Here is a 25,057-nt window from a genome sequence, read left to right on the forward strand (position 1 = left end):
CGCGCGGGGGCGGGGGGGGGGGGGGGGGGGGGGGGGGGGGGGGGGGGGGGGTGGGGGTGGGGGGGGGGGGGGGGGGGGCCGGCGCGGGCCCGGCCCCCCCCCCCCCCCCCCCCCCCCCGGGGCCGCACGACGGCGGGCCACCGGGCGCCGGGGCGCCGACGTCAGGTCACTCGAACTCGGCGTCGGCGATGTCCAGCGAGCAGCTGCAGCAGCACGTGGTGCAGCCCTCGGCGACGCCGATCTCCTCGAGGGACTGGATGTCCTCGGCGACGACCTCGAACGCGAACTCGGGCATGGTTCCTCCTGGGGTGTCGAGCGGTGTCCGACGCGGGGTGCGGGGCACCGGTGGAGCAGAGTGCGGAACGGACCCCGTGATGCCACGGACGACCGTGGGATCCGGCGGCGCGTCGCGGCGCGGCACACCTGCGGCGGTCCGGGGTGCGGTCTGGGCTACTCGTACGGGGCGTGCGGCACGTCGACCGACGAGGTCGTCGTCGTGGTCGTGGCGCCCTCGGCGACCGCGATCTCCTCGAGGCTCTCCACGGTCTCCGAGACGACCTCGAACGTGGCTTCCGACATGACTTCTCCTGAGGTGTGGAATGGTGGCGGACGACCATTGCCCGGCACCGGGTGCGGTGGCGCAGGAATGGCGGTCGCCTGGAGCGGCGCCATTCCGGTCGTGATGGAACAGCGCCGGCAACCGCCCGGTGGCCGCGACTCCGCAGGCCACCGGGCGGCGCGCTCAGTGCCGGGTCACTCGAACTCGACGTCCGAGATCTCGAGCGAGGAGGTGCTGGTCGAGGTGGTGCAGCCCTCGGCGACGCCAATCTCCTCGAGGTTCTGGACGGCCTCGGCGACGACCTCGAACGTGAACTCCGACATGGGTTCTCCTGGGTTTCTCGGGATCGTCACCCACGTGTGTGGGCGACACCGAGAACGGTAGGGAAATGGTCGGGACCGGCACATCACGGGATACCGGGGTCTTTCCCCGCCGAGATCCCTGGGAACGCCGACGGCAGCAGCGTCAGGCTCACCCGCGAGCCCGGGTCGCCGAGGCCCGCCACGGCACGCGCGACCGCGCCGGCGTCCACGGCCGCGAGCTGCGCCGGGTAGGCGGCGACCTCCGCGGGGTCCAGGCCGGCGACGGCGTAGGAGCACGCGCGGACGACCCGGTCCCGGGCGGTGCGCAGCGCGCGGTGGTGGTCGACCAGCAGGCCGTCGACGGCCGCCTGCACCGCCGCGGCCGGCACGCCCCCGGCGAGCCGGGCCAGCGCGGCGTCCATCGCCGCGGCCGCCCGCCGCACGTCGGCGGGATCGCACTCGAACAGGGCCGCGAGGTACCCGGCGTCGGCCATCTCCCGGCCGAACGCCGCGCAGGAGTAGGCCATGGACCCCAGCTCCCGGGCCAGCAGGCCGTCGTGCCCGCTGAGCAGCGCGCACGCGACGTGCACCGCGGCCCGGCGGGGGTCACGCAGGGGCAGACCCGGGCTGCCGACCAGGTGCACGGCGCGGCTGCCGCCGACGGGCACCCGCACGGCGTGCGGGGCCGGTGGCGGGGGCGGCGGGCCGGCGGGGTGACGGCCGGGCCGGAAGGGCGTCCCCGGCCAGTCCGCCGGCGGCAGCCCGGCCACCGCCACGACGGGAGCGGCGGTCCGCGCCTCCTCCGCGGCGGCGACGACCTCGTCGAGGGTGCAGGTCGCGACCGCCCGCTGCCGGTCCGCCGGCGGGTGCCCGTAGCGGTGGGTGGGGCCGAACACCGCGGCCGGGAGCAGGCCGGCGCCCGGCCCGCGGGACCGGTCGGCCGCCTGCAGGGCGGCCAGACAGCGGGGCCGCACCCGCGCCAGCGCCGCGCCCGTCGGAACCGGCACCGTGGCGAGGCCGCCCGCGCCCCGGAGCCCGCCGGGCAGGGCGTCGACCTGGACGCCCAGCAGGTCGAGGGTGACCAGGGCGTCGCTGAGCCGGTCCGGCCCGGCGGCCGCGTCGGCCCACAGGGCGGCGAGCAGTGGGGCCAGCCGCTGCGTCGCCGGCGACAGCGCCCGGAGCGGCACCGCGACCGCCAGGGCGGCGAGCGGGCCCGGCGGGGGGAGCACGGGGAGGACGACGGCGTCGTCCGGAGGGCGGCCGGTCACCGGAGCCCCGCCCAGCCCGACCGCCAGCGGGCCAGCTCGGCGGCGAGGTCCGCGGGCCCGGTTCCCACGACGGCGCCGGCCCGGGCGTCCGGGGACGTCGCCGTGCCGTGGTGCCACCACTCCTCGGCGGCGCGCACCGCCACGGCGGGCACGTCGTCGGCGTCCCGGAGCTCGCGGATGCGGGCGGCCGACACGAGGGCGGCGAAAGCCCCCGGGTCGCCGAGCAGGTCCAGCGTGCCGTCCACGGCCCTCAGCACGTGCTCCACCGCGTGCGCGGCGGAGCCGGCGCCGCTCAGCACGGCCCAGGTGAGCCGCCGGTCCCCCATGCGCAGCGACGTGGTCACCAGGCCGGTCGCCTGGCGCAGCACCCGGCCGGCCAGCGCGGTCGCGACGGTCGGCTCCGGCGGATCTCCGGGCGTGGCCCAGCCGACGCCGTGGGCGACCGGCCGGCCGGGGAGCCGGACCTCCACGACCGCGGCGCGGTCCCCGTCCCCAGCGGCGGGTGGCCGGTTGCCGCGGGAGCGGGGCACGGGCGTCCCCGGCTCCGCGACGTCGTCCCCGGCGACGACGACCAGCGCGTGCTCCGGCCGGTACCAGCGCCGGTGGTACCGGCCGGCACACCGGGGGGTGAGCCGGTCCACGACCTCCGGGTCGCCGAGGGTCGGGTGGGCGTGGGCGGTGCCGGCCCACAGCCGCGCGAGCAGCGCCTGCTGGACCGCCCACGCCACCTCGTGCTCGCGCTGGGCCCGTTCCTGGCGGATCGCGGCGACCTCGCCGGCCAGCACGTCCGGGTCGACCGTCAGGTCGTCGAGGGCGCGGAGCAGGTCCCGGACGGCCGCCTCGGTCCGGTCCGGGCGGACGAGGAGGGTGTACGTGGTCGCGTCCCTGCCGGTCGCCGCCGCCACGGGGAGGCCGCGCAGCGACGACCGGACGACGAGGTGCTCCAGCGCGTGCGCGACGCCGCGTTCGCCGGTCCGCTCCAGCCCGCTGCCGACCGCGACGCGGAGCAGGACGGCGGTGACCGCGGCCCCCGGGACGGGCACCCGCAGCACCGCGGGAGCGCTCACGCGGCCGGCTGGAGCACCAGCAGGGTCTGCGCCAGGAGGCGCTCCTCGCTGTCGACGGCGCACATCACCCAGTCGCCGGGGCCGATCTCCGGGTTGTCCTCGAGCGGCACGTCCAGCACCGCGACGGGGTGGGCCGGGGTGCACAGGAACTCCGGGCGCCGGATGATCCCGACGGCCTGCCAGGCCAGGACGATCCGCTGGTCGGTGTCGAGCTGCCCGAGCCGGACGGTGAAGCGCAGCACGCGCCGGCCGTCGTCGTCCTCCGTCTCCTCGGCCGTGGCGTCGGCCACCGGGAGCGGCGACACGTACCGGCCGGTGAAGGGGAACGTGAGAACCCGGCCGCGGTCGTCGAAGGCGATGGACTGCATCCCGAGCATCCGGTCGTACTGGTCGTAGACGGCCGCGTGGCAGTAGTCGCGGGTGGTGCCGTCGAAGAGGACGAGCAGCTCCGAGGTCGCGTCGGGGTCCTCCGGCGTGAGGGTGTGCAGGCGCAGCCGCACCTCCTCGCGGTCGATGAAGGTGAACCGGTGGCTGACGACGGTCGGGCCGGGAACCCCGTCGTGGCGGCTCGTGAAGCGCAGCCGCACGCCGGTGCCGGCCACCGTGGCGTCGGCCTGGCAGCTGACCGGAGGGGCGGCCGGCGCGGCGCGGTGCCGGCCGAACACCTCCCCGATGTCCGAGGTGGTGGCGAAGTCGGAGTTGCGGACCATCGAGACGAGGGGTCGGGCGACGAGTGCGGGCACGGTGGTCTCCTGACGGGTCACGGGAGCGGGTGCGGGAAGGGGTTGTCGGGGCGGCCGGGGAAGCCGAGCGCGGCAGGCAGGTCGTGCAGCCGGCGTCCGCCGAGGAAGCGGTACCGGTGCACCCCGGCGAGGTGCTGGAGGCCCGGCACCAGCACGCGGACGACGGAGACGCCCAGCTGCGCGGCGTCCGGGGTGGTCAGGTCGACGACGTAGACGGTGGAGCCGAGGGCGGCCAGCTCGGCGACGAGCCGCTCGAACACGGCGGCCGGGTCGCCGTCGGCCGGGGCCGGGTACCGGCGGGCCGGGCGGAGGGGCCGGGGTGGCTCGGTGGGGTGGACCAGGTACCCGGCCCGTTCCCGCAACTCCGGCCGCTTCGTGTAGAGCACGGCGTGCTTGTTGAACTCGTCGACGTCCGAGAAGTCCTCGCGCGGCTCCCAGTCGCGGAACTCGCGCAGCAGCAGCCGGCGGACGAAGGTCTGGCCCTGCGCCGCCTCGAGGAACGCCTTCTCCACGGCGGCCGGCAGCTCGGTCCGGCACGCGCTGCCGAAGGACAGGACGTGCTCGCGTCCGTGCCGGTACTCCATGACCGCCGCCACGACCGGGACGCTGGTGTCCAGCGACAGGTCGGCGAACCGGACGCTCCACCGCGACCGGTCGGCCAGGTGCCCGGAGACCGCCGCCGAGGCGCGGACCGCCTCGGCGGGCACCTCGCGGGGCGGCAGCCGGTGCAGCCAGGAGATGGCCAGGGCGTCGCGCTCCAGCACCTCCTGCAGGCCGGACAGGGCGGCGGCGGCCGCGGTCGGGCCGGCGGCGAGGCCGGTGGAGATGGACGGCGCAACCTCGGCCTCCTCGCGGGCCCGGCGGTAGGGCACGTACACCTGCCCGGCGGGGACCCAGACCGGCCGCCGGTCGGGATGGCGGACCGCCCGGACCCAGCGCACCGGGGTGTCCGCGGTGAAGGGCGCGAACCCGAGGCCGGGGTCGGCGTGCTGCTCCGGGGAGAAGAAGGCGAAGGAGTCCGGGTGCGCCGCCTCCTCGTCGAGGTCCCGCCAGGTGGACAGCCGGAACCGGGTGCGGTCGTAGACGCCCGCGGCGTACCGCTCGACGGACTCCCCGAGCGCGGCGGAGGCCGCCGCGGACCGGGTGAAGCCCGCCCCGCCGTTGATGGTGACCCGCTGCGCCGGCCGGAACTGGCCGAAGTCCGCCGAGACGCTGCTGCTGAGGTAGATCCGCGGTCCGCTGTCGGCCTGCCGCAGGGTCAGCCGGTGGACGACGCCGGTGAGCGGGTCCTCGGCGTCCTCCAGGCCGGCGACGCGGCGGACCGGGGCGTCGTGCGCCCGCCGGGCGGCACCGCAGCCGGGGCAGTCGGCCACCACCAGCAGCGGGTGGGCGGTGGTCTGGAGGTCCCCGGTGTCCAGCCAGGTCAGCCGCCCGCCGGGGTCGGCGTCCGGGTCGTCGAGCCACCTCCGGCCGTGCCACCCGGCCAGCCCGGTCAGGTGCAGCGCCAGCGCGGGCGCGACGGCCGGCACGAGCGGCTGCGCGCCGGTGGCCGCCAGGTGCTCCTCGTACGCCGTGCGGGTCCGACCGTGGACGTCGTTGCTGTACAGCCGCAGCCGCAGGCAGTCCAGGCAGGCCCCCACCGCGTCCGGCGTCCAGACCGGCGCCACGAAGGCGTGCCGGGAGGAGACCAGGCCGAAGGGCAGGTGCGGCACCCCGCGACCGACCAGGTCCCGGGCGAGCGCCGTCGTCCGGGGATCGGCCAGGGACGCGACCGCGAGCAGGACGAGCGCCGGCGGGTCGGCGGGGAGGTCGTCGAGCCGGCGCACCCCCAGGGCCTCTGCCGCCGGGCCGGCGAGCGCCGGCGCGCCGGCCACCGCGATCGCCGGCGCCGGCCGGGGGTCCTCCGGCGCCCCGGGCTCCCCGAGCAGCCCCTCGGCGCGCAGCCCGGCGAGCAACTGCCGGACGCCGTCGGGGGCCGGCTGGGGGTTGCGCACGAGGTCGGGCAGCGTCCGCCCCCGGATCCGCCGGACGCCGTCGGGGGTCTCGACGAATCCGTTCTCGTCGTCCACGGCGTGCAGGAGGACCTGCGGCAGCAGGTGCAGCGCGTCGTTCCGGGCGGTGGTCATGCGGCTCCTCGGGCGCGCGGGGCGAGCAGGGTGAGGTACACGGCGGCCTCGTCGAGCCCGTCGACGCCGACCAGCTCGTTGAAGAAGTCGTCGACGAACGCGATCATCGGGTGGGCCACCAGGCCGAGGCCGCCCGCGACCAGCACGAGGCTCTGCGCCAGGTGCCCGGAGTCCAGGTGCGCCATCCGGTAGCTGCGCTCCCAGTACTTCCACCGCAGCCGCCGCAGCGAGGCGACGTGGACCACCAGCGCCGCCGCGTCCGCCGCCCGCTCGGGGTAGCCGACGTGCGCGACGACCTCGTCGGCGGGGACGTCGTCCCGGACCGACTGCAGCTCGTGCCGGCGCGGGTCGTAGTAGTACAGCCCCGGCGCCACGCCCTCGACCCGCTGGACGTAGAGGAACAGGTCGGTCGAGTAGAGGCCGCCGGCAGCGGGCGTGGCCCGCATGGGGATGTGCACGTCGGTGCCCTGCAGGCCGGCGCTGCCGGTCACCCCGCACGTGAAGTGCAGCAGGTGGCCGAGGTCGGCCTGGGTCAGCGGGCCGGCGTCCATGGCCGCCCAGGAGCGGCGACCGGCGATGCACTCCTCGACCGGCCGGGTCCGCGCGGCGCGGTCCCGCGGCAGGAGGTACCGGCGGACCGCGTACCGGTGGTCCCGCACAGGGGTGGCCAGCAGGCGCTGCAGGGCCGGCGCCATCCGGCTGAGCTCGACCGGGGGCATGTCCCGGTACAGCGTCCCGATCTTGGAGTGCTCGTGGTAGAGCCGGGACAGCTCGGCGCGCCGCGGCTCGTAGGAGAAGCCCAGCTGCGCGGGGGCGTCCAGGCCCAGGGCGCAGACGTCGGGGGGCGCCCACGGCCCGGTGCCCCGGGTCGCGGGCGCGGGCAGGACCTGTGCCTCGACCGCGACGGCCGACGCCGGGCCGGGGAGCGGGCGGTGGCGGGCGGTGCGGCCGGACGCCCGGAGGGCGGCCCGCAGCCGGGCCAGGTCGCTGCCGGCGGTGGGATCCGCGGCGGGTGCGCCGGCCGGGCGGGGTGCGCCCACCGGCCCCGGGACGTCGACCGGCTCGCCCGGGGAGCCGGCGAGCAGCGCGACGGCGAGGGCCTCCACCGCGCGCCACACCGCGGCTCCGGCGGCCCGGTCCGGATCGAGGTGGCAGGCCGCCCCGCGGACCGCGTGCGGTGCCGCGGGCAGGACGAGGACGGCGGCGACGGTCGGGACCGGCGCGACGCCCTCCACCAGCCAGGCGTCGACCCGGGCACCGATCCGGCCGAGCGCCGCCAGCAGGTCGCGCGTGCCGGGGTCGGCGGCGGCCTGCCAGTCGGTCAGCGGGCACCAGCGGCCGGCGTCCAGCCGGGGCAGCGCCTGGGCGAGCACCTCGGCCAGCAGGGCGCGCAGCAGGGCGCTGGCGCCGTCCGGGCCGCAGCCGGCGCTGCTGCGTTCCGCGCGGTCGCCGCCGGTGTGCCGGAGCCCGGCGGCGAGCTCCGCCGCCCGCTGCGCGGCGGCGGCGGCCGTGCCGCCGGCCGCGATGCCCAGCAGCGGCACCGGCCGGGCGGCCAGGTCGATGACGTCGCGGCCCTGCTCCGGGGGGACGAGGGCGGTGAGGTGGACGGGCAGGTGGACCGGGGCCGGCAGCGGCCGGGTCCCGTACCCCAGGCTGCCGGCGACCTCCGACCAGCGGGCCGGGTCGGCAGGGAGCGTCGACGCGGTCACCTCAGACCTCCTGCCACGCCTGGACGCGCGCCCCGGTGCGCCCGCAGTCGGAGCACGTGGGATCCCGCCACACGCGCGTGGTCCCCTGCTCGAGACGCTCGGTGTCGACCACGGTCAGCCCGCCCCACGGGTGGTGCGGCCCCACGGGGACGGCCGTGCGCAGGACCATCTGGGTGAGCACGCCGCCGGCCCAGGCGAGGGTGCCGGGCTGCAGCGAGGTCCAGGCGCAGGACGGCGGCCCGCCGGCCGGTCGCGGTGCGGCCGGCCGCGCCTGCCGGGGCACCTCCAGGCAGCGGAGGCAGGCGGCCTCCCCTGGAGCGGTCCACGGCCCGATGCGGATGGTCCGCGGGCCGACCAGCACCGGCACCCACCGCTCGCCGGCCGCGCACCAGGCGCGGTTGGCGGCGCGGAGCACCGGGTCCTCGTCGGGCGTGCGGTCGTCGGCGCAGGTCGCGACCACGACCGCCAGCGCGCCGGCCCGTGGCCGGGACCCGGGGGCGCCGTCCTCCACCGGCCGGACCTCGCCGACGCCCAGGCCCGCGTCCCGGAGCAGCCGCGCCCAGGGGCCGGTCACGGCCGGCGGTCCCCAGAGGTCCACCGGCCGCTGACGGACGCCCCGGTAGAGGGCGTCCGGGGAGGCCGACCGCCGGCACAGGTACGCGTACAGGCGCACGTCCGCCGCCGACTGCAGCAGGGGGGCGACGTCGTCCCCGGGGAAGAGGAGGGCGCCGGCCGACCGGAGGAACGCCAGGTGGGGCACCAGCGCCGCCGCCTCGGGTGCGGGCAGCTGTTCCTCCAGGGGCGCCGCCCGGCGCAGCCGCGGGAGGACGTCGTCGACCAGCCGCTGCAGGACGGCGGTGCCCCCGCCGCCGGCCTCGACGGTCACGCTGCGGGCGCCGGTGTCGAGGCGGCAGCGCCCGTCCGCGGAGACCGACAGCCGCACGTCGGGTGCGGCCACGACCGGTCCGTCGGGAACGGCGGGGGGAGGGGGGCCGGAGGGGGTCACGGAGCGCTCCAGGGGGTGGGGGCCGCACCTGCCGTGCGGTGCTCCAAGGGTCGGTGGGCGGAGGCGCCGCGCCGACCACGGGAACCGTGGTCCTCCCCCACGGTTCCCCGTGGTCCTGCCGGGAACTGGCTCGAACCCCTTGACACATACATGCGTGCATGTATGTTTCCCCCATGCGACGCACCCAGGCCGAGGCAGCGCAGACCCGCACGGCGATCCTCCGCGCGGGCCTGACGGTGTTCGCCCGCCGTGGGTTCACCGCCGCGACCCTCGCCGAGATCGGCGCCGCCGCGGGCCTCACCCGCGGCGCCGTCTACCACCACTTCTCCGACAAGGCCGACCTCTACCTCACCGCGGTGACCGAGGCGTGGGCCGAGCAGCTGGAGGCACTCGGCCCCGGGCTGGCCGGCCCGGGCGACGCGGCCGACCGGCTGCGGGCCTTCCTCACCGCCTTCTCCACCGCGCTGCGGTCGGACCCGGCCTTCCAGGAACTGCTCACCGTGACCGTCGGCGGGGTGGACTCGCCCTCCACCTCCGCCGAGGGGCACGACGTCAAGGGCAAGGCGCTGGCCGGGCTCCTCGGCCAGCTCACCGACGTGTGCGAGGAACTGCGCGACGCCGGCCGCCTCCGTCCGGCGCTCGCGCCGACGGCGGCCGCGCGCGCCGTCCTCGCGACGCTCAGCGGCACGGTGCTGCTGAGCACCGTCGACCCCGGGCTCGTCTTCGACAGCGACGACGGCGTCGCGGCACTGACCGACGCCACGCTGCACGGGCTCCTGGTCGACCCCACCTGACCCTCCCGGGCCCGCGGGCCCGCCGCCCCCTCAGGGGGAACCGTGGCACTCCCCAGCTCCTCTCCCCGGCGCCCCGGCCTGGCCGGCCTCGCCGACCTCGTGGTCGCGCGGCGGCGCACCGTGCTGGTGCTGGCCGCCGTCCTGGTCGGCCTGGCCGGCTGGTTCGGCAGCGGCGCCGTCGAGCACCTCTCCAACGGCGGGTACGTCGCCCGCTCGGCCGACACCGTCCGCGCCGACGAGGCGCTGAGCTCGGAGTTCGGCGTCGAGGCGACCAACCTCGTGCTCCTCGTCCGGGCGCCCGGCGACGTCGACTCCCCCGACGTCGCCGCGGCCGGCCGGGCCTTCACCGACCGGGTCCGCGCGTCCGACGGCGTCGGCTCCGCCGAGTCCTACTGGACGCTCGGCGACCCGGCGCTCCGGGCCACCGACGGCCGAGCCGCGGTCGTCCTCGTCCACCTCGCCGGGGACGAGGACCAGGCCCAGCGCACCGCGACCACGCTCGTGCCCCGGCTGACCGGGTCGCAGGACGGCCTGACCGTCTCGGCCACCGGTGAGGCCGAGGTGAACGCCGAGCTGGCCCACCACAGCGACCGGGACCTCGTGCGGGCCGAGCTGCTCGCCGCCCCGATCGTGCTGCTGCTCCTCCTCCTGGTGTTCCGGACGCCGATGGCCGCGCTCCTGCCCTTCGCCGTGGGCGTCATCGCGATCGTGCTGACCCTCGCCGTCCTGCGGGTCCTCGCCGCGGTCACCCCGGTGTCGGTCTTCGCGCTCAACCTGACCACGGCGCTGGGCTTCGGCCTGGCCATCGACTACAGCCTGTTCGTCCTCGTGCGGTTCCGCGAGGCGCGGGAAGGCGGGGCCGACCCGGCCGCCGCGGCCCGGGCCGCCGTCCGCTCGGCCGGCCGCACCGTGCTGTTCTCCGCGCTCACCGTCGCCTGCTGCCTGAGCGCCCTGCTGGTCTTCCCCCTGTACTTCCTGCGGTCCCTCGCCTACGCGGCGATCCCCGTCGTCCTCCTCGCCGGCACGGCGGCGCTGGTCGTCCTGCCGGCCGCGCTGGTCGCCGCCGGGCGCTGGATCGACGGCCCCGACGTCACCGCGCCGCTGCGCCGGCTGCTGCGCCGCTCGCGCCGCCCGGCCGAGCCCGTCTGGGGCCGGCTCGCCGCCCTGGTCATGCGCCGCCCGCTCGTCGTGGCCGTGCCGGTGGTGGCGCTGCTGCTCCTCCTCGCCGCGCCGTTCACCCAGGCCCGGTTCGGGCTCACCGACGACCGGGTGCTCCCCCCGGGCGCGCAGGCCTCCACCACGGCACGGGAGATCGACCGCGAGTTCGACGCGGCCGTCCTCGACCCCATCACGGTCGTCGTCACGGGCGCCGACGCGACCGCCGTCGACGGCGCCGCCGCGGCGATCTCCCTGCTGCCCGACGTCCGCGAGGTCGACGCCGCCGCCGGTCGCTACGTCGACGGGACGCTGGTCGCCCCCTCGCCCGCGCCGCCGTCGGCCGCCCGCAGCGGCGAGGTGTCCCGCATCGTCGTCGTCCCCGCGGTGGAGCCGTTCTCCCCCGAGGGCGCCCGCCTGGTCCGGGAGCTGCGGGAGCTGCCGGTGCCGGCCACCGCCACCGGTTCGGCGGTCCTGTTCGTCGACACCAGCGACGTGATGGCCGGCCGGCTGCCGGCCGCGCTCGCCCTCATCGGCGCGGTCATGACCGTGCTGCTCTTCCTGTTCACCGGCAGCCTGCTGCTGCCGCTCAAGGCCATCATGTTCAACCTGCTGAGCCTGTCGGCGTCCTTCGGGGCGATGGTGTTCGTCTTCCAGGACGGCCACCTGCGCTGGCTGGTCGGCGACTTCGTGGTCTCGGGCTACCTGGACGTGACCGTGCCGGTGCTCATGTTCTGCGTGGCCTTCGGGGTCTCGATGGACTACGAGATCTTCCTGCTGTCACGGATCCGCGAGGCCCACCTGGAGACCGGCGACAACACCCGCGCCGTGGTCGAGGGCCTGGGCCGCACCGGCTCCCTCATCAGCGCCGCGGCGCTGCTCATCGGCGCCGTGCTGGTGATGCTGGCGACCTCCCAGGTGTCGCTGCTCAAACTGCTGGGCGTCGGGCTCTTCCTCGCCGTGCTGATGGACGCCCTGCTCATCCGGGGCCTGCTGGTCCCGGCGTTCATGGCCCTAGCCGGCCGGGCCAACTGGTGGGCGCCCGCGCCGCTGCGCCGGCTCCACGCGCGGATCGGGCTGCACGAGGCCCCGTCCGCCCCTCCGCACGCCGCCCCGGCACCCGCCGCGCGGCCCCTCGTCACCACCTGACCCTCCCCCTGGAGTCCCCCATGCGTCGTCCAGCCGCCCTCGCCGTGGCCTCGATCGCCCTGGCCACCGACATGTTCGTCTACGGGGTCGCCATCCCCGTGCTCCCGATGATCGCCGCCCAGCACGGCGCCTCGTCCGCCACGGTGGGCGTCCTGTTCGCCTGCTACGCCGGCGCCCTGCTGGTGGCCACGCCCCTGGTGGGAGTGCTGGTCGACCGGTTCGGCCCCCGCACCCCCATGCTCGTCGGCCTGCTCGCCCTGGGCGCGGCCACGCTGCTGTTCGCCGGGGCCGACTCGTTCCCCGCCCTCGTCGCCGCCCGCGTGCTCCAGGGCGGGGCCGCCGCGGTCTCGTGGGTCGCCGGGTTCGCCCTCGTCGCCGCCGTCTACCCGGCGGCCGAGCGCGGGCGGCCGATGGGCGTCGTGCTCTCGGCCACCGGCATCGGGCTCCTCCTCGGTCCGGTCGTCGGCGGCGTGCTCGGCGAGCACGCCGGGACGGCCGCCCCGTTCTACGTCGCGGCCGCGCTGGCGGTCCTGGACGGCGTGGCCCGGCTCGTGTGGGTCCGGGACGTCCCGCACGTCCGGCGGGAGCCCTCGGCCGAGGTCTACCGGCACCCGCGCACCCCGCTGCTGATCGGGCTGACCGCGACCGGGGCCGGGCTGCTGGCCTTCCTCGAGCCGATCGTGCCGCTCGAGGCCGCCGCCCGATTCGGCGCCACGCCCCAGCAGATCGGCCTGGTCTTCACCGGCGCCGTGCTCGTCGGCGCCCTGGTGGCACCGGTCAGCGGCACGCTCGCCGACCGGCTCCCCCGCCCCGCCCTCGCCGGCGGCGGCGCCCTGCTGGCCGCGCTGGGGCTCGTCGTGGTCGCGTTCGCCGACTCGCTGTGGGGGCTGGCCGTCGGGGTGGCCGTCACCGCCACCGGGGCGCAGGGCGTCCTGGCGCCGACGCTGGTCCTGATCAGCGAGCTCGCCGAGAGCCAGCACCCGGCCGCCTACGGCGCCGCCTACGCGATGTACAGCCTCGCCTACACGGCCGGCCTCATGGTCGCGCCGCTCGCGGCCGGGCTGGGGGCGGAGACCCTCGGCTTCCGGGGCGCCGCCCTCGCCGGTGCGGGCATCGCCGCCGTGGCCGCCGCAGCCGCCGCCGCGAGCCCGCGCCGGACGCCGGCGCACGCGGCGCGCCGTTCGCCGGGTCGTTCCGCGCGCGGCGGTATCTGAGGGCCGCCCCGCTCCCTCTCCAGTGCACCTGTCGGATGCGGGACTCGGCTCGGGTGGAGGCGGTGCGGGATGTCGGGAACGGTGCTGCTGTGGGGTGACTGGCCCGGCCTGGGCGAGGCCGACGCCGGCCGCGACGGCGTCACCGTCGTGCGGTGCCGGGACCTGCGCTCGCTGCCGGCCCTGCTGGCCGCCACGGGGGCGGACTGGCTGCTGGTCGGCCAGGGCGTGGACGACCACGAGATCCAGCGGGCGGTGTGGGCGGCGCGGGCCGTGCGCGAGCAGGTGCAGCTGGCGGTCCTCGGCCCGCCGAACGAGTGGCGCCGCTGCGAGAACTGGGTCCGCCGGGGATGCCACGTCTACCTGGAGTGGGGCTCGGACCTCGGGCGCCTGGTCGAGGCGATGCGGGCGTCGAGCGTGCTCGGCGTCTGCGTCATCGGGGCGGTGTTCCACCACCTGCTCCGCAGCCGCCACGCCGGCCCGGTCCCGCAGCTGACCCGCCGCGAGCGGGAGGTGCTCCTGCTGGTCGGGCGGGGCCTGCGCAACCACGACATCGGCCGGACCCTGCACATCAGCGAGAACACCGTCGAGTACCACCTCCGCCACCTGTTGCTGAAGTTCGGGGCGCGGAACCGGACCGAGGCCTACGACCGTGCCACCGCGCTGGCGCTGGTCTGACCGGCTGAGGAGGTCGTGACCGTGAACCCCCGCCACGCTGCGCCGGAGAACCGCGGCCGCCGGCTGCGCCGGTCCGTGCTCTCCGGCGGCGCGGCCGTGCTCCTGCTGACCGGGGCGACGGCGGTGGCCCTCGGCGTGCGGGCCGCCGACGGCTGCGATCCGCACCGCGCCGTGCTGGAGGTGGCGGCGTCCCCGGACATCGCCCCCGCGGTCACCCGGACCGCGCGCGGGCTGGTGGACGCCGCCGGCTGTCCCGAGGTGCGGGTGCGGGCGAGGAGCACGGCGGAGGTCCTCGCCGACGCCCGGCACGACCGCGGCCGGGTGCCGGGTGTCTGGATCCCGGACTCCTCGCTGTCGGTGGAGCAGGCCCGCGCGGCGGACCTCACGCCGGCCGGCCCGGTCTCCGTCGCGTCCAGCCCGCTGGTGTTCGCCGTTCCGCGCGCCCGCGCCGGCGACCAGCCCGACCGCCGGTGGGCCGACGTGGTCGGTGCGGTGTCCGCCGGACGGCTGGCGCTGCACGTCCACGGTGGCGGCTCCTCACCCGCCACGGTCGGGGCGGTCCGTGCGCTGCAGGCGGCCCTCGCGGACCGGCCCGACGGGCGGGCCGCGCTCGCCGCGGTGCTCCGCGCCGCCCGGCTCGCCGACCCGCCCACCGACGCGGCTGCGGCCCTGGCCGCCCTGGGGCCGGCGGCCGACGGCGTGGTGGCCGTCCCGGAGCAGGCGGTGTCCCGGCACGCGGGGTCGGCCGGCGCCGCACCGGTCCTCGCCGTCTACCCGGACGGCACGGGCACGCCGTTCGACTACCCCTTCACGGTGCTGCGGACCGGTGCCGCCACGGAGGCGGCGGCCGCGCGCCTGCTCACCGCCCTCCGGGGTGCCGCGGGACAGGCCGCCCTCCGCGAGGACGGTTTCCGGGGCGCGGACGGCGCCGGGACGGGGCTGACCGCGCAGCGGGGCGTCGACGGGTCCCGGACCGTCCCCGTCGAGGTGCCCGACCCGGCCGTGGCCGACGGCGTCGCCCGGACGCTGGCGGCCGTGCGCCGCGACGCCCGGCTGCTCGCCGTCGTGGACGTGTCCGGCTCGATGGCCGCCGACGTCCCCGGCACCGAGGGGACGACCCGGCTCGACCTGGCGCTGGGCGCCACGGCCGCCGGCCTGGCGCTGTACCCCGACACCACCGAGGTGGGTCTGTGGGCCTTCTCCGAGGGCGCGACCGCCGCGGACGACCACCGGGAGCTGGTCCCCATCGGCCCCCTGACCGCCGCCCCGCCGCGCGGGCGGTACGCGCTCTCGCAGGCCGTGGCCGGGCTGCAGCCGGTGCCCGACGGCGGCACGGCCCTGTACGACACCACACTCGCCGCCGTGCGGGCGGTCCGTGAGGGCTGGGACCCCGACCGCGTCAACGCCGTCGTGGTGCTCACCGACGGCGAGGACACCGACGACTCCGGCATCGGCCTGGACGCCCTGCTCGCCACCCTCCGCGCCGAGGGCGCGGACCGCCCGGTGCCCGTCATCACCATCGCCTACGGGGACGCGGCCGGCGCCGAGGCGCTCGCGGCGATCAGTGCCGCCACCGGGGGCACCGGTTACCGGACCTCGGACCCGGGCCGCATCCGCGACGTCTTCCTCGACGCGGTGGCACACCGCGTGTGCCGGCCGCAGTGCCCGCCCGGCTGAGCGGAGCGCTGCCGCTCAGCCGTCGGCGGCCGGCTGCGCCAGCCGGACGGCGTCGACCTCGACGAGGGCGCCGAGCTCGTCGGCCACCATCCAGATCTCGCTGATGCGGCCGTCGGTGATCGTCAGGATGTCGATCACGCGGAGCGACACCACCCGCCCCGTCGGCGGCAGCGGTCCGGCGGCGGTGGCCAGTGTCCCCACCTGCCGGCCGCTGAGCCGGAACGCGACGGCGACCTTGCCGCCGGTGTCGACCACGTCGACCACCTCCCGCCGGGCGTCGTCGAACACGCCCTGCAGCGCCCGGGCGCGGTCCACCAGTCCGGACGCGGGGACCGGCACGCCGTTGACCACCACGGGGTCGGCGTAGACCTCCCGGAACGCCGCCTCCGCGGTCCGGTCGTCCGGGAACGGGGTGACCCAGAGCGCGAGGAGGCGGTCGACGTCGAACGGCACCGCCCCATGCTCGTCCCGCCGTCCGGCACCCGGTGGTGCCGAAAGACCCGGGACCCAGCCCCTTTCCCCGGCCGGACGTCCATGGTCGACTGCCCCCCACCGCCGGCCCGGCGGCGTTCGCAGCGATCTGGGGGCAGCGATGTCTGTGGAGCAGGACGTGGCGGCGGCTCGGAGGGCGGTCGACGCCCTGGAGCAGGCCTGCGCACCGTTGACCAGGCACTTCGGCGACACCGTGGACTCGCGCCGGCTGAGGGTCGACGTCGGCCGGCTCCGTGACGACCTCACCCTGCTGTGCGGCGCCCGGGCCCGGTCCGTCCACGACACGTTCGCCGTCGTCTACGGCGACGGGGACGACGACGGCATGGGCGGGTCCGGCCGGACGGCGTCGTGACCACCACCGCGCCGCGCGGGACCGGAGCGGTCACCCCCGGCGGGGGCAACGGTCAGGTCCCCCCACGTCGCGCGGCGATCTCGGCCCGCACGCTGCGCACCGACCGCTGGTGGCTGCAGCCACTGCTGACCGTCGTCGCCCTGGTGGCGTTCATCGTCTACTCGACGTTCCGCGCCTTCCAGAACGCGTACTACTTCGCCGAGCCCTACATCTCGCCGTTCTACTCGCCGTGCATCACGACCGCGTGCGAGGGCGACACGTTCCCCGAGTGGTTCACCGGGCCGGCCTGGATCTCCCCGGCCATCTACATCCTGGTCGTGCCGCTGGGCTTCCGGCTGACCTGCTACTACTACCGGAAGGCCTACTACCGGTCGTTCTGGCTCTCGCCCCCGGCGTGCGCGGTCGCCGAGCCGCACCGGCGCTACACCGGTGAGACCCGGTTCCCGCTCATCGGGCAGAACCTGCACCGCTACTTCTTCTACCTGGGCCTGCTGTTCAACGTCGTCCTCACCTACGACGCCGTGCTCGCCTTCCGCGACGAGACCGGCGCGTGGGGGCACATGGGCCTGGGCACGCTGGTGCTCCTGGCCAACGCGGCCCTGCTGTGGCTGTACTCGCTGTCGTGCCACTCCTGCCGGCACATCGTCGGCGGCCGGCTCAACTCCTTCTCCCGGCACCCGCTGCGCTACCGGTTCTGGACCGTCGTCTCGCGGCTGAACGCCCACCACATGAAGTACGCGTGGATCTCCCTGTTCGGCGTCGCCTTCGCGGACTTCTACGTCTTCCTCCTGGCCACCGGCACGATCAGCGACCCGAGGTTCTTCTGATGGAGCTCGAGCAGCACGAGTACGACGTCGTCGTCGTGGGGGCCGGGGGTGCGGGCCTGCGCGCGGCGATCGAGGCCCACGAGTCCGGCGCGCGCACGGCCGTGGTGTGCAAGTCCCTGCTGGGCAAGGCGCACACGGTGATGGCCGAGGGCGGCATCGCCGCGGCGATGGCCAACCTGTACCCCGAGGACAACTGGCGGGTTCACTTCCGGGACACCATGCGCGGCGGGAAGATGCTCAACCACTGGCGGATGGCGCAGCTGCACGCCCAGGAGGCCCCGGACCGCGTCCGCGAGCTGGAGGACTGGGGCGCCCTGTTCGACCGCACCGCCGACGGGCTGATCAGCCAGCGCGACTTCGGCGGGCACCGCTTCGCCCGGCTGGCCCACGTCGGCGACCGCACCGGCCTGGAGCTGATCCGCACGCTGCAGCAGCGCACCGTCGCCCTCGGCATCGACGTCTACATGGAGTGCACGGTCACCCGGCTGCTGACCGACGAGCGGGGCGTCACCGGCGCCTTCGGGTACTGGCGGGAGTCCGGGCGCTTCGTGGCCTGGTCGGCGCCGTCGGTCGTGCTGGCCACCGGCGGGATCGGCAAGTCCTACAAGGTCACCTCGAACTCGTGGGAGTACACCGGCGACGGGCACTCGCTGGCGCTCCAGGCCGGCGCCACGCTCGTGAACATGGAGTTCGTGCAGTTCCACCCGACCGGCATGGTGTGGCCGCCGTCGGTGCGCGGGATCCTCGTCACCGAGAGCGTGCGCGGCGACGGCGGCGTCCTGAAGAACTCCGCGGGCAACCGCTTCATGTTCGACTACATCCCCGACTTCTTCCGCAAGGAGACCGCGGAGACCGAGGCCGAGGCCGACCGCTGGTACGACGACAAGAAGAACAACCGGCGCCCGCCCGAGCTCCTCCCCCGCGACGAGGTCGCCCGCGCCATCAACAGCGAGGTGAAGGCCGGGCGCGGGACGCCGCACGGCGGCGTCTTCCTCGACATCGCCTCGCGCCGCCCGGCCGAGTACATCCGCAAGCGGCTGCCGTCGATGTACCACCAGTTCAAGGAGCTCGCCGAGGTCGACATCACGGCCGAGGCGATGGAGGTCGGGCCCACCTGCCACTACGTGATGGGCGGGGTGGAGGTCGACCCCGACACCGCGGCGGCCCGGCTGCCGGGCCTGTTCGCCGCCGGCGAGGTCGCCGGCGGCATGCACGGCTCCAACCGGCTGGGCGGCAACTCCCTGTCCGACCTGCTGGTCTTCGGACGCCGCGCCGGGCTGGCGGCCGCCGAGCACGCCCTCCTCCGCGCGGACCGCCCGCCGCTGTCGGAGGAGGCGCTGGCCGACGCCGCGCGGGCCGCGCTGGCCCCCTTCGAGCGGGAGGGCGGCGAGAACCCCTACACGGTGCAGCAGGACCTGCAGCAGACGATGCACGACCTCGTCGGGATCATCCGCACCGAGCCGGAGATGGAGCAGGCGCTGGAGCGCATCGCCGCGCTCAAGGAGCGGGTGGCCGCCCTGTCGGTCGAAGGGCACCGGCAGTACAACCCCGGCTGGCACCTGGCGCTGGACCTGCCGCACATGCTGGTCGTCAGTGAGTGCATCGCCCGCGCCGCCCTGGAGCGTCAGGAGAGCCGCGGCGGGCACACCCGTGACGACTACCCGGCTCCGGACGCGGAGTGGGCCCGGACCAACCTCGTCTGCTCGCGCGCCCCGGACGGCTCGGTGGCGCTGAGCCGGCAACCCCTCCCCGCGATGCCACCGGAGCTCGCCGAGATCTTCGAGGAGTCAGCGTGAGCTACGACGCCACCTTCCGGGTCTGGCGCGGCGACGCCGCCGGCGGTGACCTGCAGACCTTCAGGGTGGAGGTCAACGAGGGCGAGGTCGTGCTCGACGTCATCCACCGCCTGCAGTCCACCCAGGCCGGGGACCTCGCCGTCCGGTGGAACTGCAAGGCCGGCAAGTGCGGGTCGTGCAGCGCGGAGGTCAACGGGCGCCCGCGGCTGATGTGCATGACGCGGATGTCCACCTTCGCCGAGGACGAGACGGTGACGGTCACCCCGATGCGGACCTTCCCGGTCGTGCGCGACCTGGTCACCGACGTGTCGTTCAACTACGAGAAGGCCGCGCAGATCCCGGCGTTCACCCCGCGGGCGCGGGAGGACGACGGCACGCACCGGATGCAGCAGGTCGACGTCGAGCGGCCGCAGGAGTTCCGCAAGTGCATCGAGTGCTTCCTGTGCCAGGACACCTGCCACGTCGTCCGCGACCACGAGGAGAACAAGCGGGCCTTCGCCGGCCCGCGCTTCCTCATCCGGCTGGCCGAGCTCGACATGCACCCGCTGGACGTCCGGGACCGTCGCGACGCCGCGCAGCAGGAGTTCGGGCTGGGCTACTGCAACATCACCAAGTGCTGCACCGAGGTCTGCCCGGAGGGCATCCACCTCACCGACAACGGCATCATCCCGCTCAAGGAGCGGGTGGTGGACCGCAGGTACGACCCCCTCACCTGGCTGGGGTCGAAGATCGGCCGGCGCCCGCGACGCTGACGACAGGAGGAGTCCGCAGGTGGGCGAGGTCGTCGTGTCCCCACCACGCGCGGGGTCTGACCCGCGGCGTCGTCGCCTTCGCCGACGACCTGCGCGGGTGACCGGGGACCCGTCGCGGCTGGTCGCCGCGGCCTACCGCGCCAAGACCCGGCTGGACCGGGCCCTGTCCGAGCGCGCCCGCGACCGCGGCTGGACCCTCGCCGCCCTCGGCTACCCGGGCTACGCCGCGCGGGGCCGGGCCCGGGTGCGGGGACGGCTGCTGCTGGCCCCCGTGGGCACCGACCCGAACGCCCGCCGCGACATCCCCGGCTGGCGGCGGCTGCTGACCCTGGAGCAGGCGCACGGGGAGATCGACGTCAGCCTCGGCACCACCCGGGTCCGCGCGCGGGCCGACGAGGCCGGGCTGGTCGACCTCACCGTCCCCGTCGACCTGCCGCCGGGGCCGGCCACCGCGCTGCTGCACGTGGAGGGACGCCCGCCGGTGCCCGCCCCGGTGTACGTCGCCGCGCCCGACGCGGACCGCGGGGTGGTCTGCGACATCGACGACACGGTGTGGATCACCGGCATCCGCCACCCGCTGCGGGCCGCCTGGCGGACCTTCGCGGGCAACGGCTCGACCCGCCGTCCGGTGGCGGGCATGGCCGCGCTGCTGAACCGGCTGGTCGAGGGCGAGCCCGACGCCCCGGTCGTCTACCTGAGCAACGGGCCCTGGAACCTGGCCGGCCCGATCACCGACTTCCTCGCGCGGCACGGCTTCCCGCCCGGCGCCGTCCTGCTCACCGACTGGGGCATCAGCCCGCGGGCCTGGTTCCGCAGCGGGCAGGCGCACAAGCGGGGGTCACTGGAGCGGCTGGCCCGTGACCTGCCCGGCGTCCGGTGGGTCCTGGTCGGCGACGACGGCGAGCACGACCCGGAGATCTACCGCGGGTTCGCCGGCTCGCACCCCGGCCAGGTGACCGCGATCGCGCTGCGCACCGTCGCCCCGATCGGCACCGCCGCGCCGGAGAGCGAGGAACGGGTCGGCGCGGTGCCCGTGGTCCGCGCCGGCGACGGCACGCTGCTGGCGCAGCGGCTGGCCCGCTCCGGCGTCCTCCCGCTCCCGGCCGACGGCACCGGCGGCGCCGCCCGGCCCTGACGCGGGCGCCCCGCGCCGGGGCGGCATGTCCCCCAAACGGGGTAATACGGACCCCCCTGGATCGGAATGGTCGAGGGAGTGCGGTCCGCCGGATCCTGGGTCGGCAGCGCACCGCTCCCCCGCCCGGCGGGGTGCTCCGAGCCCCGGAGGACCGCTCATGGACACCGCAGATCCCCGCGTCTCCCGCCGGGCCGTGCTCCGGCTCGGCACCGGCACCGCGGCCACCCTGGCTCTCGCGTCGGCCGGCCTCCTGGGCACGGCGAGACGGGCCGCGGCCGACGTGGTCGACGCGGAGGTCTTCGCGCTCGACGGCGAGCGCACCATGATCGACGGCCTGGTGGTGCCGGTCCTCGGCTTCGGCAGCACCCCCGCGCAGGCCGAGATCCCCGGCGGCCGGCTGGAGGTCGAGACCGGGGACACCGTGAACCTGACGATCAGCAACGGGACGACGCGGCGGATCGGGCTCGCGGTGCCCGGCGTCCCGGGCGTCGACGGCACCCCGATCGCCCCGGGCGGAACCCGCACGATCTCCTTCACCGCACCGGCCCGGCCGGGGACCTTCGTCTACATCGGCACCGTCGACGGCAGCGCCGACACCGGACGCGCCCTGGGCGCCACGGGCGCCCTCGTCGTCCGGGCCCGGGGGGCGGCCGGCTCCATCGAGGCCAACTTCCCCGGAGCCCTGGCCCGGGCCCGCCGCCAGCCGCTGTTCGGCACCCAGCAGGCCACGATCCCGACGCAGATCGTCCAGGAGCGCACGTGGCTGTTCGCCGAGCTGAACCCCGCCACCGCCCGCGACCTCGCCGGTGGCCGGGTGGCGCTGCCCAACGACCCCGAGCCGGAGTACTTCCTCATCAACGGCATCAGCGGGATGTTGGCCGTCGAGGACCCGGCCACGTACCTCGAGGGCGAGGCGGGGTCCCTGACCGAGCCCGGGGACGCCACGCTCGTCCGCATGATCAACACCGGGCGGGCGCCCCGGTCGGTGCACTTCCACGGCAACCACATCTGGGTGCTCAGCCACCCGGACACCCCGTGGATCGTCGGCACGAACAAGGACACCGTGCGGGTCCCCCCGGGCACGGCCGTGGACGTGCTGTTCCCCTTCAACACCCCGCCGGACTCCTTCCCGGTGGTCGACCGCGCGCAGAAGTACGTGGTGCACGACCACATCGAGATGGCCGAGACCGCCAGCGGCGGCCACTACGCGGGCGGCATGGTCTCCGAGGCCGTCTTCGACTGAGAGGAGTGGACACGATGGCCGGTGGCCTCGTCCCGATCGACCAGAACCGCCCGGCGGACCTCACCCAGGCCACGCACTTCGGGCACAACTACCCGGAGGCGGCTCCCGAGACGCCCGGGCGGGTCCGCCCGGACGTGACCTTCGAGCGCAAGGTCTTCAACGACAAGCTGGAGTTCTCCGACGGCGAGGACGTCGAGTACTGGGCGTTCAAGGACCCGGACGACGACAAGCCGTTCCCGTCGACGCCGATCCGCGTGCGGCAGGGCCAGGTGGTGCACACCGTGATCGACCCGGCGATCAACCGGCACACGATCCACCACCACGGCATCGAGCCGTCCACCTACAACGACGGCGTCCCGGACACCTCGTTCACCGTCAAGAGCGAGTACGCCTACCAGTGGCGGGCCTCCCGGGCGGGCACGTTCTTCTACCACTGCCACCGCAACGCCCCGCTGCACGTGCAGATGGGCATGTTCGGCTACCTGGTCATCGACCCGCCGTCCGGCCCGGGGACCCTGTACGTGGGCGGGCCGCAGTACGACGTCGAGGCGCTGTGGGCCACCTACGACATCGACCCGTCGTGGCGGGACTACAACCACGCCTCGGGGGAGAAGGACGCGATCGCCGACCGGACCCGGCTCAACCGGTTCCGGCCCCGCTACTTCACGGTCAACGGCGTCGACGCACGACAGTCGCGGAACAACCGGAAGACGACCGTGCGGGCACGCGTCGGCCAGCGGGTGCTGCTGCGCCACCTCACCGGCGCGTACTTCGTCAACGTCGTGCGCTTCCCGGCGGCGCTGGCCCCGGTCGTGCACATGTCCGACGGCGAGCTGCTCCCGGAGCCCACCCCCCTGCCGGGGAACCGGCTGGAGACGGTCACCGCCGAGCGCTACGACATGATCCTGACCCCCACCGCCGCGGGCACGCACACCGTGACCTACGAGTTCCGGCACTGGCTCACCGGCGCGCTCGCCGGCACGGCCACCGCCCACGTCATCGTCACCTGACCGAGCCGAGCGGAGACGACACGATGAGGACCTGGAGCAGGCGGACCGCGGTCGTCGGCGCCCTGGCCACGGTGGGCCTCGCGACCGGGGTGACCGCCACCCTGGCCGCGCTGGAGGACGACGGCGTCCACCTGCGTGCCGACTGGCAGAACGGCGGCCAGGCGTGGCTGGAGCTGGAGGACCGCAACACCCTGCCGGTGATCTGCTTCATCTGGGACAACGACCTCCCGCAGGACGGGGACGGCATCGAGAGCCACATCCTCGACCGCGCGGGTCGGGAGGTCGTCGACCTGGGGATCGGTGACCAGTGGATCGAGGGCTCGGGCTCGGGCTGCGAGGTCGTGCGGGACGAGGGGTTCCGCGACGTGTTCGCCAACCCCGGGGAGTACGTCGTCGAGGTCCGGGTCGTCGAGGACCAGGGCACGCCGGCGACGCCCCCGCTCCGGTCCGGCCCGCTGCGGGCGGAGTCGGCCTGAGCGCCGCCGGCGGCTGACGACCCGGGCACCGCCGCCCGATCCCGAGCCGGCGCCGCCTCAGGCCGTGGGGATCCAGCTGCCGTGGAAGCCGAGCGGCACCCGCGCCGGCAGGTGGACCCGCGCCAGCGGTGGGCCCGCGAAGTCCTGGGCGGCGAGCACCACCAGGTCGGCGGCTCCCCGGTCGGGGTCGTGCACGAACGCCATGACGTACCCGTCGTCCTCGCCGGCGTCGGGTGACGACGGGGCGAACACCGCCTCGCCGACCGTGCCGCCGGGGAACCGGTGGGCCTCCACCGTCCCGGTCGCGAGGTCGTGCTTGAGCAGAGCGTCGGCAAACGCGTCGTCCCGGAACGCGCCGTCCGCCCGCACCGAGGCGGCGCTCACGTCCGCGGTCGCCGCGCTGTACCCGTAGCGGTGCGGCCGGGAGACCACTCGCTCGTCGACCCGGGGGAACTCCTGCGGCCGGTCGTCGAGGCAGCGCCGGTGGACGGTACCGGCCGCCGGGTCGACGGTCCACCGGTCCAGCGTCAGCCGCCCGTTCCCGCTCAGGTCCGCGAGGTCGTACCGGCCGTCGTACCGGCACAGGTCCACGACCACCCGATCGCCGTCGTCGTGGGCGTTGAGGGTGTGGAACACCCAGCACGGGTCCACCTCCGCCCACCGGACCGTCCGGTCGGTCCCCTCGCGCGGCAGCAGCCCGACCCGCGGCGGGTGCTCGGGGTTCCAGGCGTAGGGCAGCTGCGAGCCGGCGACGGCGGCGTCCATGCTGAAGGTGACCGGCAGGTCGAGCAGCACGACGTAGCGGTCGGTGAGGGCGAAGTCGTGCATCATCGGCCCGTCCGGGACCGGGACGTCGGTGGTGGCGCCGACCCGCCCGTCCGGGCCGACGACGACGTGCTGCACGTGGTCCCAGGCCCAGAAGTAGGCGACGGCGTGCAGCTCCCCGGTCCGGCGGTCGAGCTTCGTGTGGGCCGCGTACCCGCCGGGCAGCGTGCCGCCGAAGTCGCACGGGCCGACGGTGCTGAGGTCGTCGGTGAGCTCGTACGGCAGCGGGCCGGCCTCGACGGTGGCCAGCGTCCGGCCGGCGTGGGCGACGACGTGGGTGTTGGCCGCGAAGTCCGTGTCGGCGTGCACCGGGCCGCCGGGCCACGGCTCCCCCAGCGCCGCGGCCACCTGCCGGGAGCGGACCCACCGGTTGCGGTACCACTCCGCCCGCCCGTCGCGCAGCCGGACGCCGTGCACCATGCCCGGACCGAGGAACCAGTGCTGCACCGGCTCGTCGAGCCCCAGGGGATTGGGCCCGTTGCGCAGGTAGCGCCCGTCGAGGGCGGCCGGGAGGCGGCCGGTGACCGGCAGGTCGAACGCCGTGACCTCCTCCGTGACCGGCGCGAACGGTCCCTGCACGAACCGGCCGGCGCCGGGGGTCGGGTGGTCGAGCATCGGGCTCTCCCGCCGGTCGATGTCCTGGGTCCCCGTGTCTCCCGGAGTCTGTCCCTCATCCGCGCCCGCCGGAAGGCCGCCGTCCCGAAA

The 25,057-nt window shown here is 76.2% G+C and carries 24 protein-coding genes; 13 read left to right on the forward strand and 11 right to left on the reverse strand.

The window, feature by feature from the left end; all coding sequences use genetic code 11:
• Positions 1-166 precede the first annotated feature (166 nt).
• From ACI78Q_RS16450 to ACI78Q_RS16490, 9 genes are all read right to left on the reverse strand, one after another.
• Positions 167-295, reverse strand: a complete 129-nt coding sequence (locus ACI78Q_RS16450; protein WP_456924487.1) for a hypothetical protein — start codon at positions 293-295, stop codon at positions 167-169.
• Between the two features lie 155 nt (positions 296-450).
• Entirely contained in the window at positions 451-579 is a 129-nt protein-coding gene (locus ACI78Q_RS16455; RefSeq protein WP_456924488.1) for a hypothetical protein, read from the reverse strand.
• Between the two features lie 174 nt (positions 580-753).
• Complete coding sequence (locus ACI78Q_RS16460) at positions 754-882, reverse strand: hypothetical protein (RefSeq protein ID WP_456924489.1); 129 nt, start codon at positions 880-882, stop codon at positions 754-756.
• A gap of 83 nt (positions 883-965) precedes the next feature.
• Positions 966-2,129, reverse strand: a complete 1,164-nt coding sequence (locus tag ACI78Q_RS16465; RefSeq protein WP_456924490.1) for an insulinase family protein — start codon at positions 2,127-2,129, stop codon at positions 966-968.
• The gene (locus ACI78Q_RS16470; protein WP_456924491.1) at positions 2,126-3,196 is read right to left on the reverse strand and encodes a M16 family metallopeptidase; all 1,071 of its coding nucleotides are present in this window, start codon (positions 3,194-3,196) and stop codon (positions 2,126-2,128) included. The genes ACI78Q_RS16465 and ACI78Q_RS16470 overlap by 4 nt, the downstream gene beginning before the upstream one ends.
• Positions 3,193-3,939 (reverse strand): DUF5944 family protein, encoded by a 747-nt coding sequence (locus ACI78Q_RS16475; RefSeq protein ID WP_456924492.1) that lies wholly within the window; start codon positions 3,937-3,939, stop codon positions 3,193-3,195. The genes ACI78Q_RS16470 and ACI78Q_RS16475 overlap by 4 nt, the downstream gene beginning before the upstream one ends.
• 17 nt (positions 3,940-3,956) lie before the next feature.
• Positions 3,957-6,065 (reverse strand): TOMM precursor leader peptide-binding protein, encoded by a 2,109-nt coding sequence (locus ACI78Q_RS16480; protein ID WP_456924493.1) that lies wholly within the window; start codon positions 6,063-6,065, stop codon positions 3,957-3,959.
• The gene (locus ACI78Q_RS16485) at positions 6,062-7,774 is read right to left on the reverse strand and encodes a SagB family peptide dehydrogenase (protein WP_456924494.1); all 1,713 of its coding nucleotides are present in this window, start codon (positions 7,772-7,774) and stop codon (positions 6,062-6,064) included. The genes ACI78Q_RS16480 and ACI78Q_RS16485 overlap by 4 nt, the downstream gene beginning before the upstream one ends.
• 1 nt (position 7,775) lies before the next feature.
• Positions 7,776-8,732, reverse strand: coding sequence for a hypothetical protein (locus tag ACI78Q_RS16490; RefSeq protein WP_456924495.1), 957 nt, complete (start codon positions 8,730-8,732; stop codon positions 7,776-7,778).
• Between the two features lie 221 nt (positions 8,733-8,953).
• Between ACI78Q_RS16490 and ACI78Q_RS16495 the strand changes: the two genes are divergently transcribed.
• From ACI78Q_RS16495 to ACI78Q_RS16515, 5 genes are all read left to right on the forward strand, one after another.
• Positions 8,954-9,574, forward strand: coding sequence for a TetR/AcrR family transcriptional regulator (locus ACI78Q_RS16495; RefSeq protein ID WP_456924496.1), 621 nt, complete (start codon positions 8,954-8,956; stop codon positions 9,572-9,574).
• Positions 9,575-9,616: 42 nt separating this feature from the next.
• Entirely contained in the window at positions 9,617-11,878 is a 2,262-nt protein-coding gene (locus tag ACI78Q_RS16500; protein ID WP_456924497.1) for an MMPL family transporter, read from the forward strand.
• Positions 11,879-11,898: 20 nt separating this feature from the next.
• Positions 11,899-13,092: an MFS transporter gene (locus tag ACI78Q_RS16505; protein WP_456924498.1), complete on the forward strand. Its 1,194-nt coding sequence runs from the start codon at positions 11,899-11,901 to the stop codon at positions 13,090-13,092.
• Between the two features lie 69 nt (positions 13,093-13,161).
• A complete protein-coding gene (locus tag ACI78Q_RS16510; RefSeq protein ID WP_456924499.1) occupies positions 13,162-13,767 on the forward strand; it encodes a response regulator transcription factor in 606 nt (201 codons plus the stop codon).
• A 15-nt stretch (positions 13,768-13,782) separates the two neighbouring features.
• Positions 13,783-15,444 (forward strand): substrate-binding domain-containing protein, encoded by a 1,662-nt coding sequence (locus tag ACI78Q_RS16515; protein WP_456924500.1) that lies wholly within the window; start codon positions 13,783-13,785, stop codon positions 15,442-15,444.
• Between the two features lie 15 nt (positions 15,445-15,459).
• Here the strand turns inward: ACI78Q_RS16515 and ACI78Q_RS16520 are convergent, their stop codons facing one another.
• Entirely contained in the window at positions 15,460-15,897 is a 438-nt protein-coding gene (locus ACI78Q_RS16520; protein WP_456924501.1) for an ester cyclase, read from the reverse strand.
• Positions 15,898-16,036: 139 nt separating this feature from the next.
• Between ACI78Q_RS16520 and ACI78Q_RS16525 the strand changes: the two genes are divergently transcribed.
• The 8 genes from ACI78Q_RS16525 (at position 16,037) to ACI78Q_RS16560 (ending at position 23,527) form a co-directional block, all read left to right on the forward strand.
• Positions 16,037-16,288, forward strand: a complete 252-nt coding sequence (locus tag ACI78Q_RS16525; RefSeq protein WP_456924502.1) for a hypothetical protein — start codon at positions 16,037-16,039, stop codon at positions 16,286-16,288.
• On the forward strand, positions 16,285-17,115 hold the full coding sequence (locus tag ACI78Q_RS16530) for a hypothetical protein (protein WP_456924503.1): 831 nt from the start codon (positions 16,285-16,287) through the stop codon (positions 17,113-17,115). Before ACI78Q_RS16525 ends, ACI78Q_RS16530 begins: the two co-directional genes overlap by 4 nt.
• Positions 17,115-18,911, forward strand: coding sequence for a fumarate reductase/succinate dehydrogenase flavoprotein subunit (locus tag ACI78Q_RS16535; protein WP_456924504.1), 1,797 nt, complete (start codon positions 17,115-17,117; stop codon positions 18,909-18,911). The genes ACI78Q_RS16530 and ACI78Q_RS16535 overlap by 1 nt, the downstream gene beginning before the upstream one ends.
• Complete coding sequence (locus ACI78Q_RS16540) at positions 18,908-19,663, forward strand: succinate dehydrogenase/fumarate reductase iron-sulfur subunit (RefSeq protein ID WP_456924505.1); 756 nt, start codon at positions 18,908-18,910, stop codon at positions 19,661-19,663. The genes ACI78Q_RS16535 and ACI78Q_RS16540 overlap by 4 nt, the downstream gene beginning before the upstream one ends.
• A 97-nt stretch (positions 19,664-19,760) precedes the next feature.
• Positions 19,761-20,798, forward strand: coding sequence for an App1 family protein (locus tag ACI78Q_RS16545; protein WP_456924506.1), 1,038 nt, complete (start codon positions 19,761-19,763; stop codon positions 20,796-20,798).
• A 157-nt stretch (positions 20,799-20,955) separates the two neighbouring features.
• On the forward strand, positions 20,956-22,041 hold the full coding sequence (locus tag ACI78Q_RS16550) for a multicopper oxidase domain-containing protein (protein ID WP_456924507.1): 1,086 nt from the start codon (positions 20,956-20,958) through the stop codon (positions 22,039-22,041).
• Positions 22,042-22,055: 14 nt separating this feature from the next.
• Positions 22,056-23,051: a multicopper oxidase domain-containing protein gene (locus tag ACI78Q_RS16555; RefSeq protein ID WP_456924508.1), complete on the forward strand. Its 996-nt coding sequence runs from the start codon at positions 22,056-22,058 to the stop codon at positions 23,049-23,051.
• A gap of 23 nt (positions 23,052-23,074) precedes the next feature.
• A complete protein-coding gene (locus ACI78Q_RS16560; RefSeq protein ID WP_456924509.1) occupies positions 23,075-23,527 on the forward strand; it encodes a hypothetical protein in 453 nt (150 codons plus the stop codon).
• A gap of 57 nt (positions 23,528-23,584) precedes the next feature.
• On the opposite strand, the gene ACI78Q_RS16565 is transcribed toward ACI78Q_RS16560, so the two are convergent.
• Complete coding sequence (locus ACI78Q_RS16565; RefSeq protein WP_456924510.1) at positions 23,585-24,967, reverse strand: carotenoid oxygenase family protein; 1,383 nt, start codon at positions 24,965-24,967, stop codon at positions 23,585-23,587.
• Positions 24,968-25,057 lie beyond the last annotated feature (90 nt).

The organism is Geodermatophilus sp. SYSU D00705 (assembly GCF_054050135.1).

Bases quoted from the DNA above. Each gene is read 5' to 3' on its own strand.
- ACI78Q_RS16450 (WP_456924487.1), bottom strand. From the start codon at position 295: ATGCCCGAGTTCGCGTTCGAGGTCGTCGCCGAGGACATCCAGTCCCTC.
- ACI78Q_RS16455 (WP_456924488.1), bottom strand. From the start codon at position 579: ATGTCGGAAGCCACGTTCGAGGTCGTCTCGGAGACCGTGGAGAGCCTC.
- ACI78Q_RS16460 (WP_456924489.1), bottom strand. From the start codon at position 882: ATGTCGGAGTTCACGTTCGAGGTCGTCGCCGAGGCCGTCCAGAACCTC.
- ACI78Q_RS16480 (WP_456924493.1), bottom strand. From the start codon at position 6,065: ATGACCACCGCCCGGAACGACGCGCTGCACCTGCTGCCGCAGGTCCTC.
- ACI78Q_RS16495 (WP_456924496.1), top strand. From the start codon at position 8,954: ATGCGACGCACCCAGGCCGAGGCAGCGCAGACCCGCACGGCGATCCTC.
- ACI78Q_RS16505 (WP_456924498.1), top strand. From the start codon at position 11,899: ATGCGTCGTCCAGCCGCCCTCGCCGTGGCCTCGATCGCCCTGGCCACC.
- ACI78Q_RS16510 (WP_456924499.1), top strand. From the start codon at position 13,162: ATGTCGGGAACGGTGCTGCTGTGGGGTGACTGGCCCGGCCTGGGCGAG.
- ACI78Q_RS16525 (WP_456924502.1), top strand. From the start codon at position 16,037: ATGTCTGTGGAGCAGGACGTGGCGGCGGCTCGGAGGGCGGTCGACGCC.
- ACI78Q_RS16535 (WP_456924504.1), top strand. From the start codon at position 17,115: ATGGAGCTCGAGCAGCACGAGTACGACGTCGTCGTCGTGGGGGCCGGG.
- ACI78Q_RS16550 (WP_456924507.1), top strand. From the start codon at position 20,956: ATGGACACCGCAGATCCCCGCGTCTCCCGCCGGGCCGTGCTCCGGCTC.
- ACI78Q_RS16555 (WP_456924508.1), top strand. From the start codon at position 22,056: ATGGCCGGTGGCCTCGTCCCGATCGACCAGAACCGCCCGGCGGACCTC.
- ACI78Q_RS16560 (WP_456924509.1), top strand. From the start codon at position 23,075: ATGAGGACCTGGAGCAGGCGGACCGCGGTCGTCGGCGCCCTGGCCACG.
- ACI78Q_RS16565 (WP_456924510.1), bottom strand. From the start codon at position 24,967: ATGCTCGACCACCCGACCCCCGGCGCCGGCCGGTTCGTGCAGGGACCG.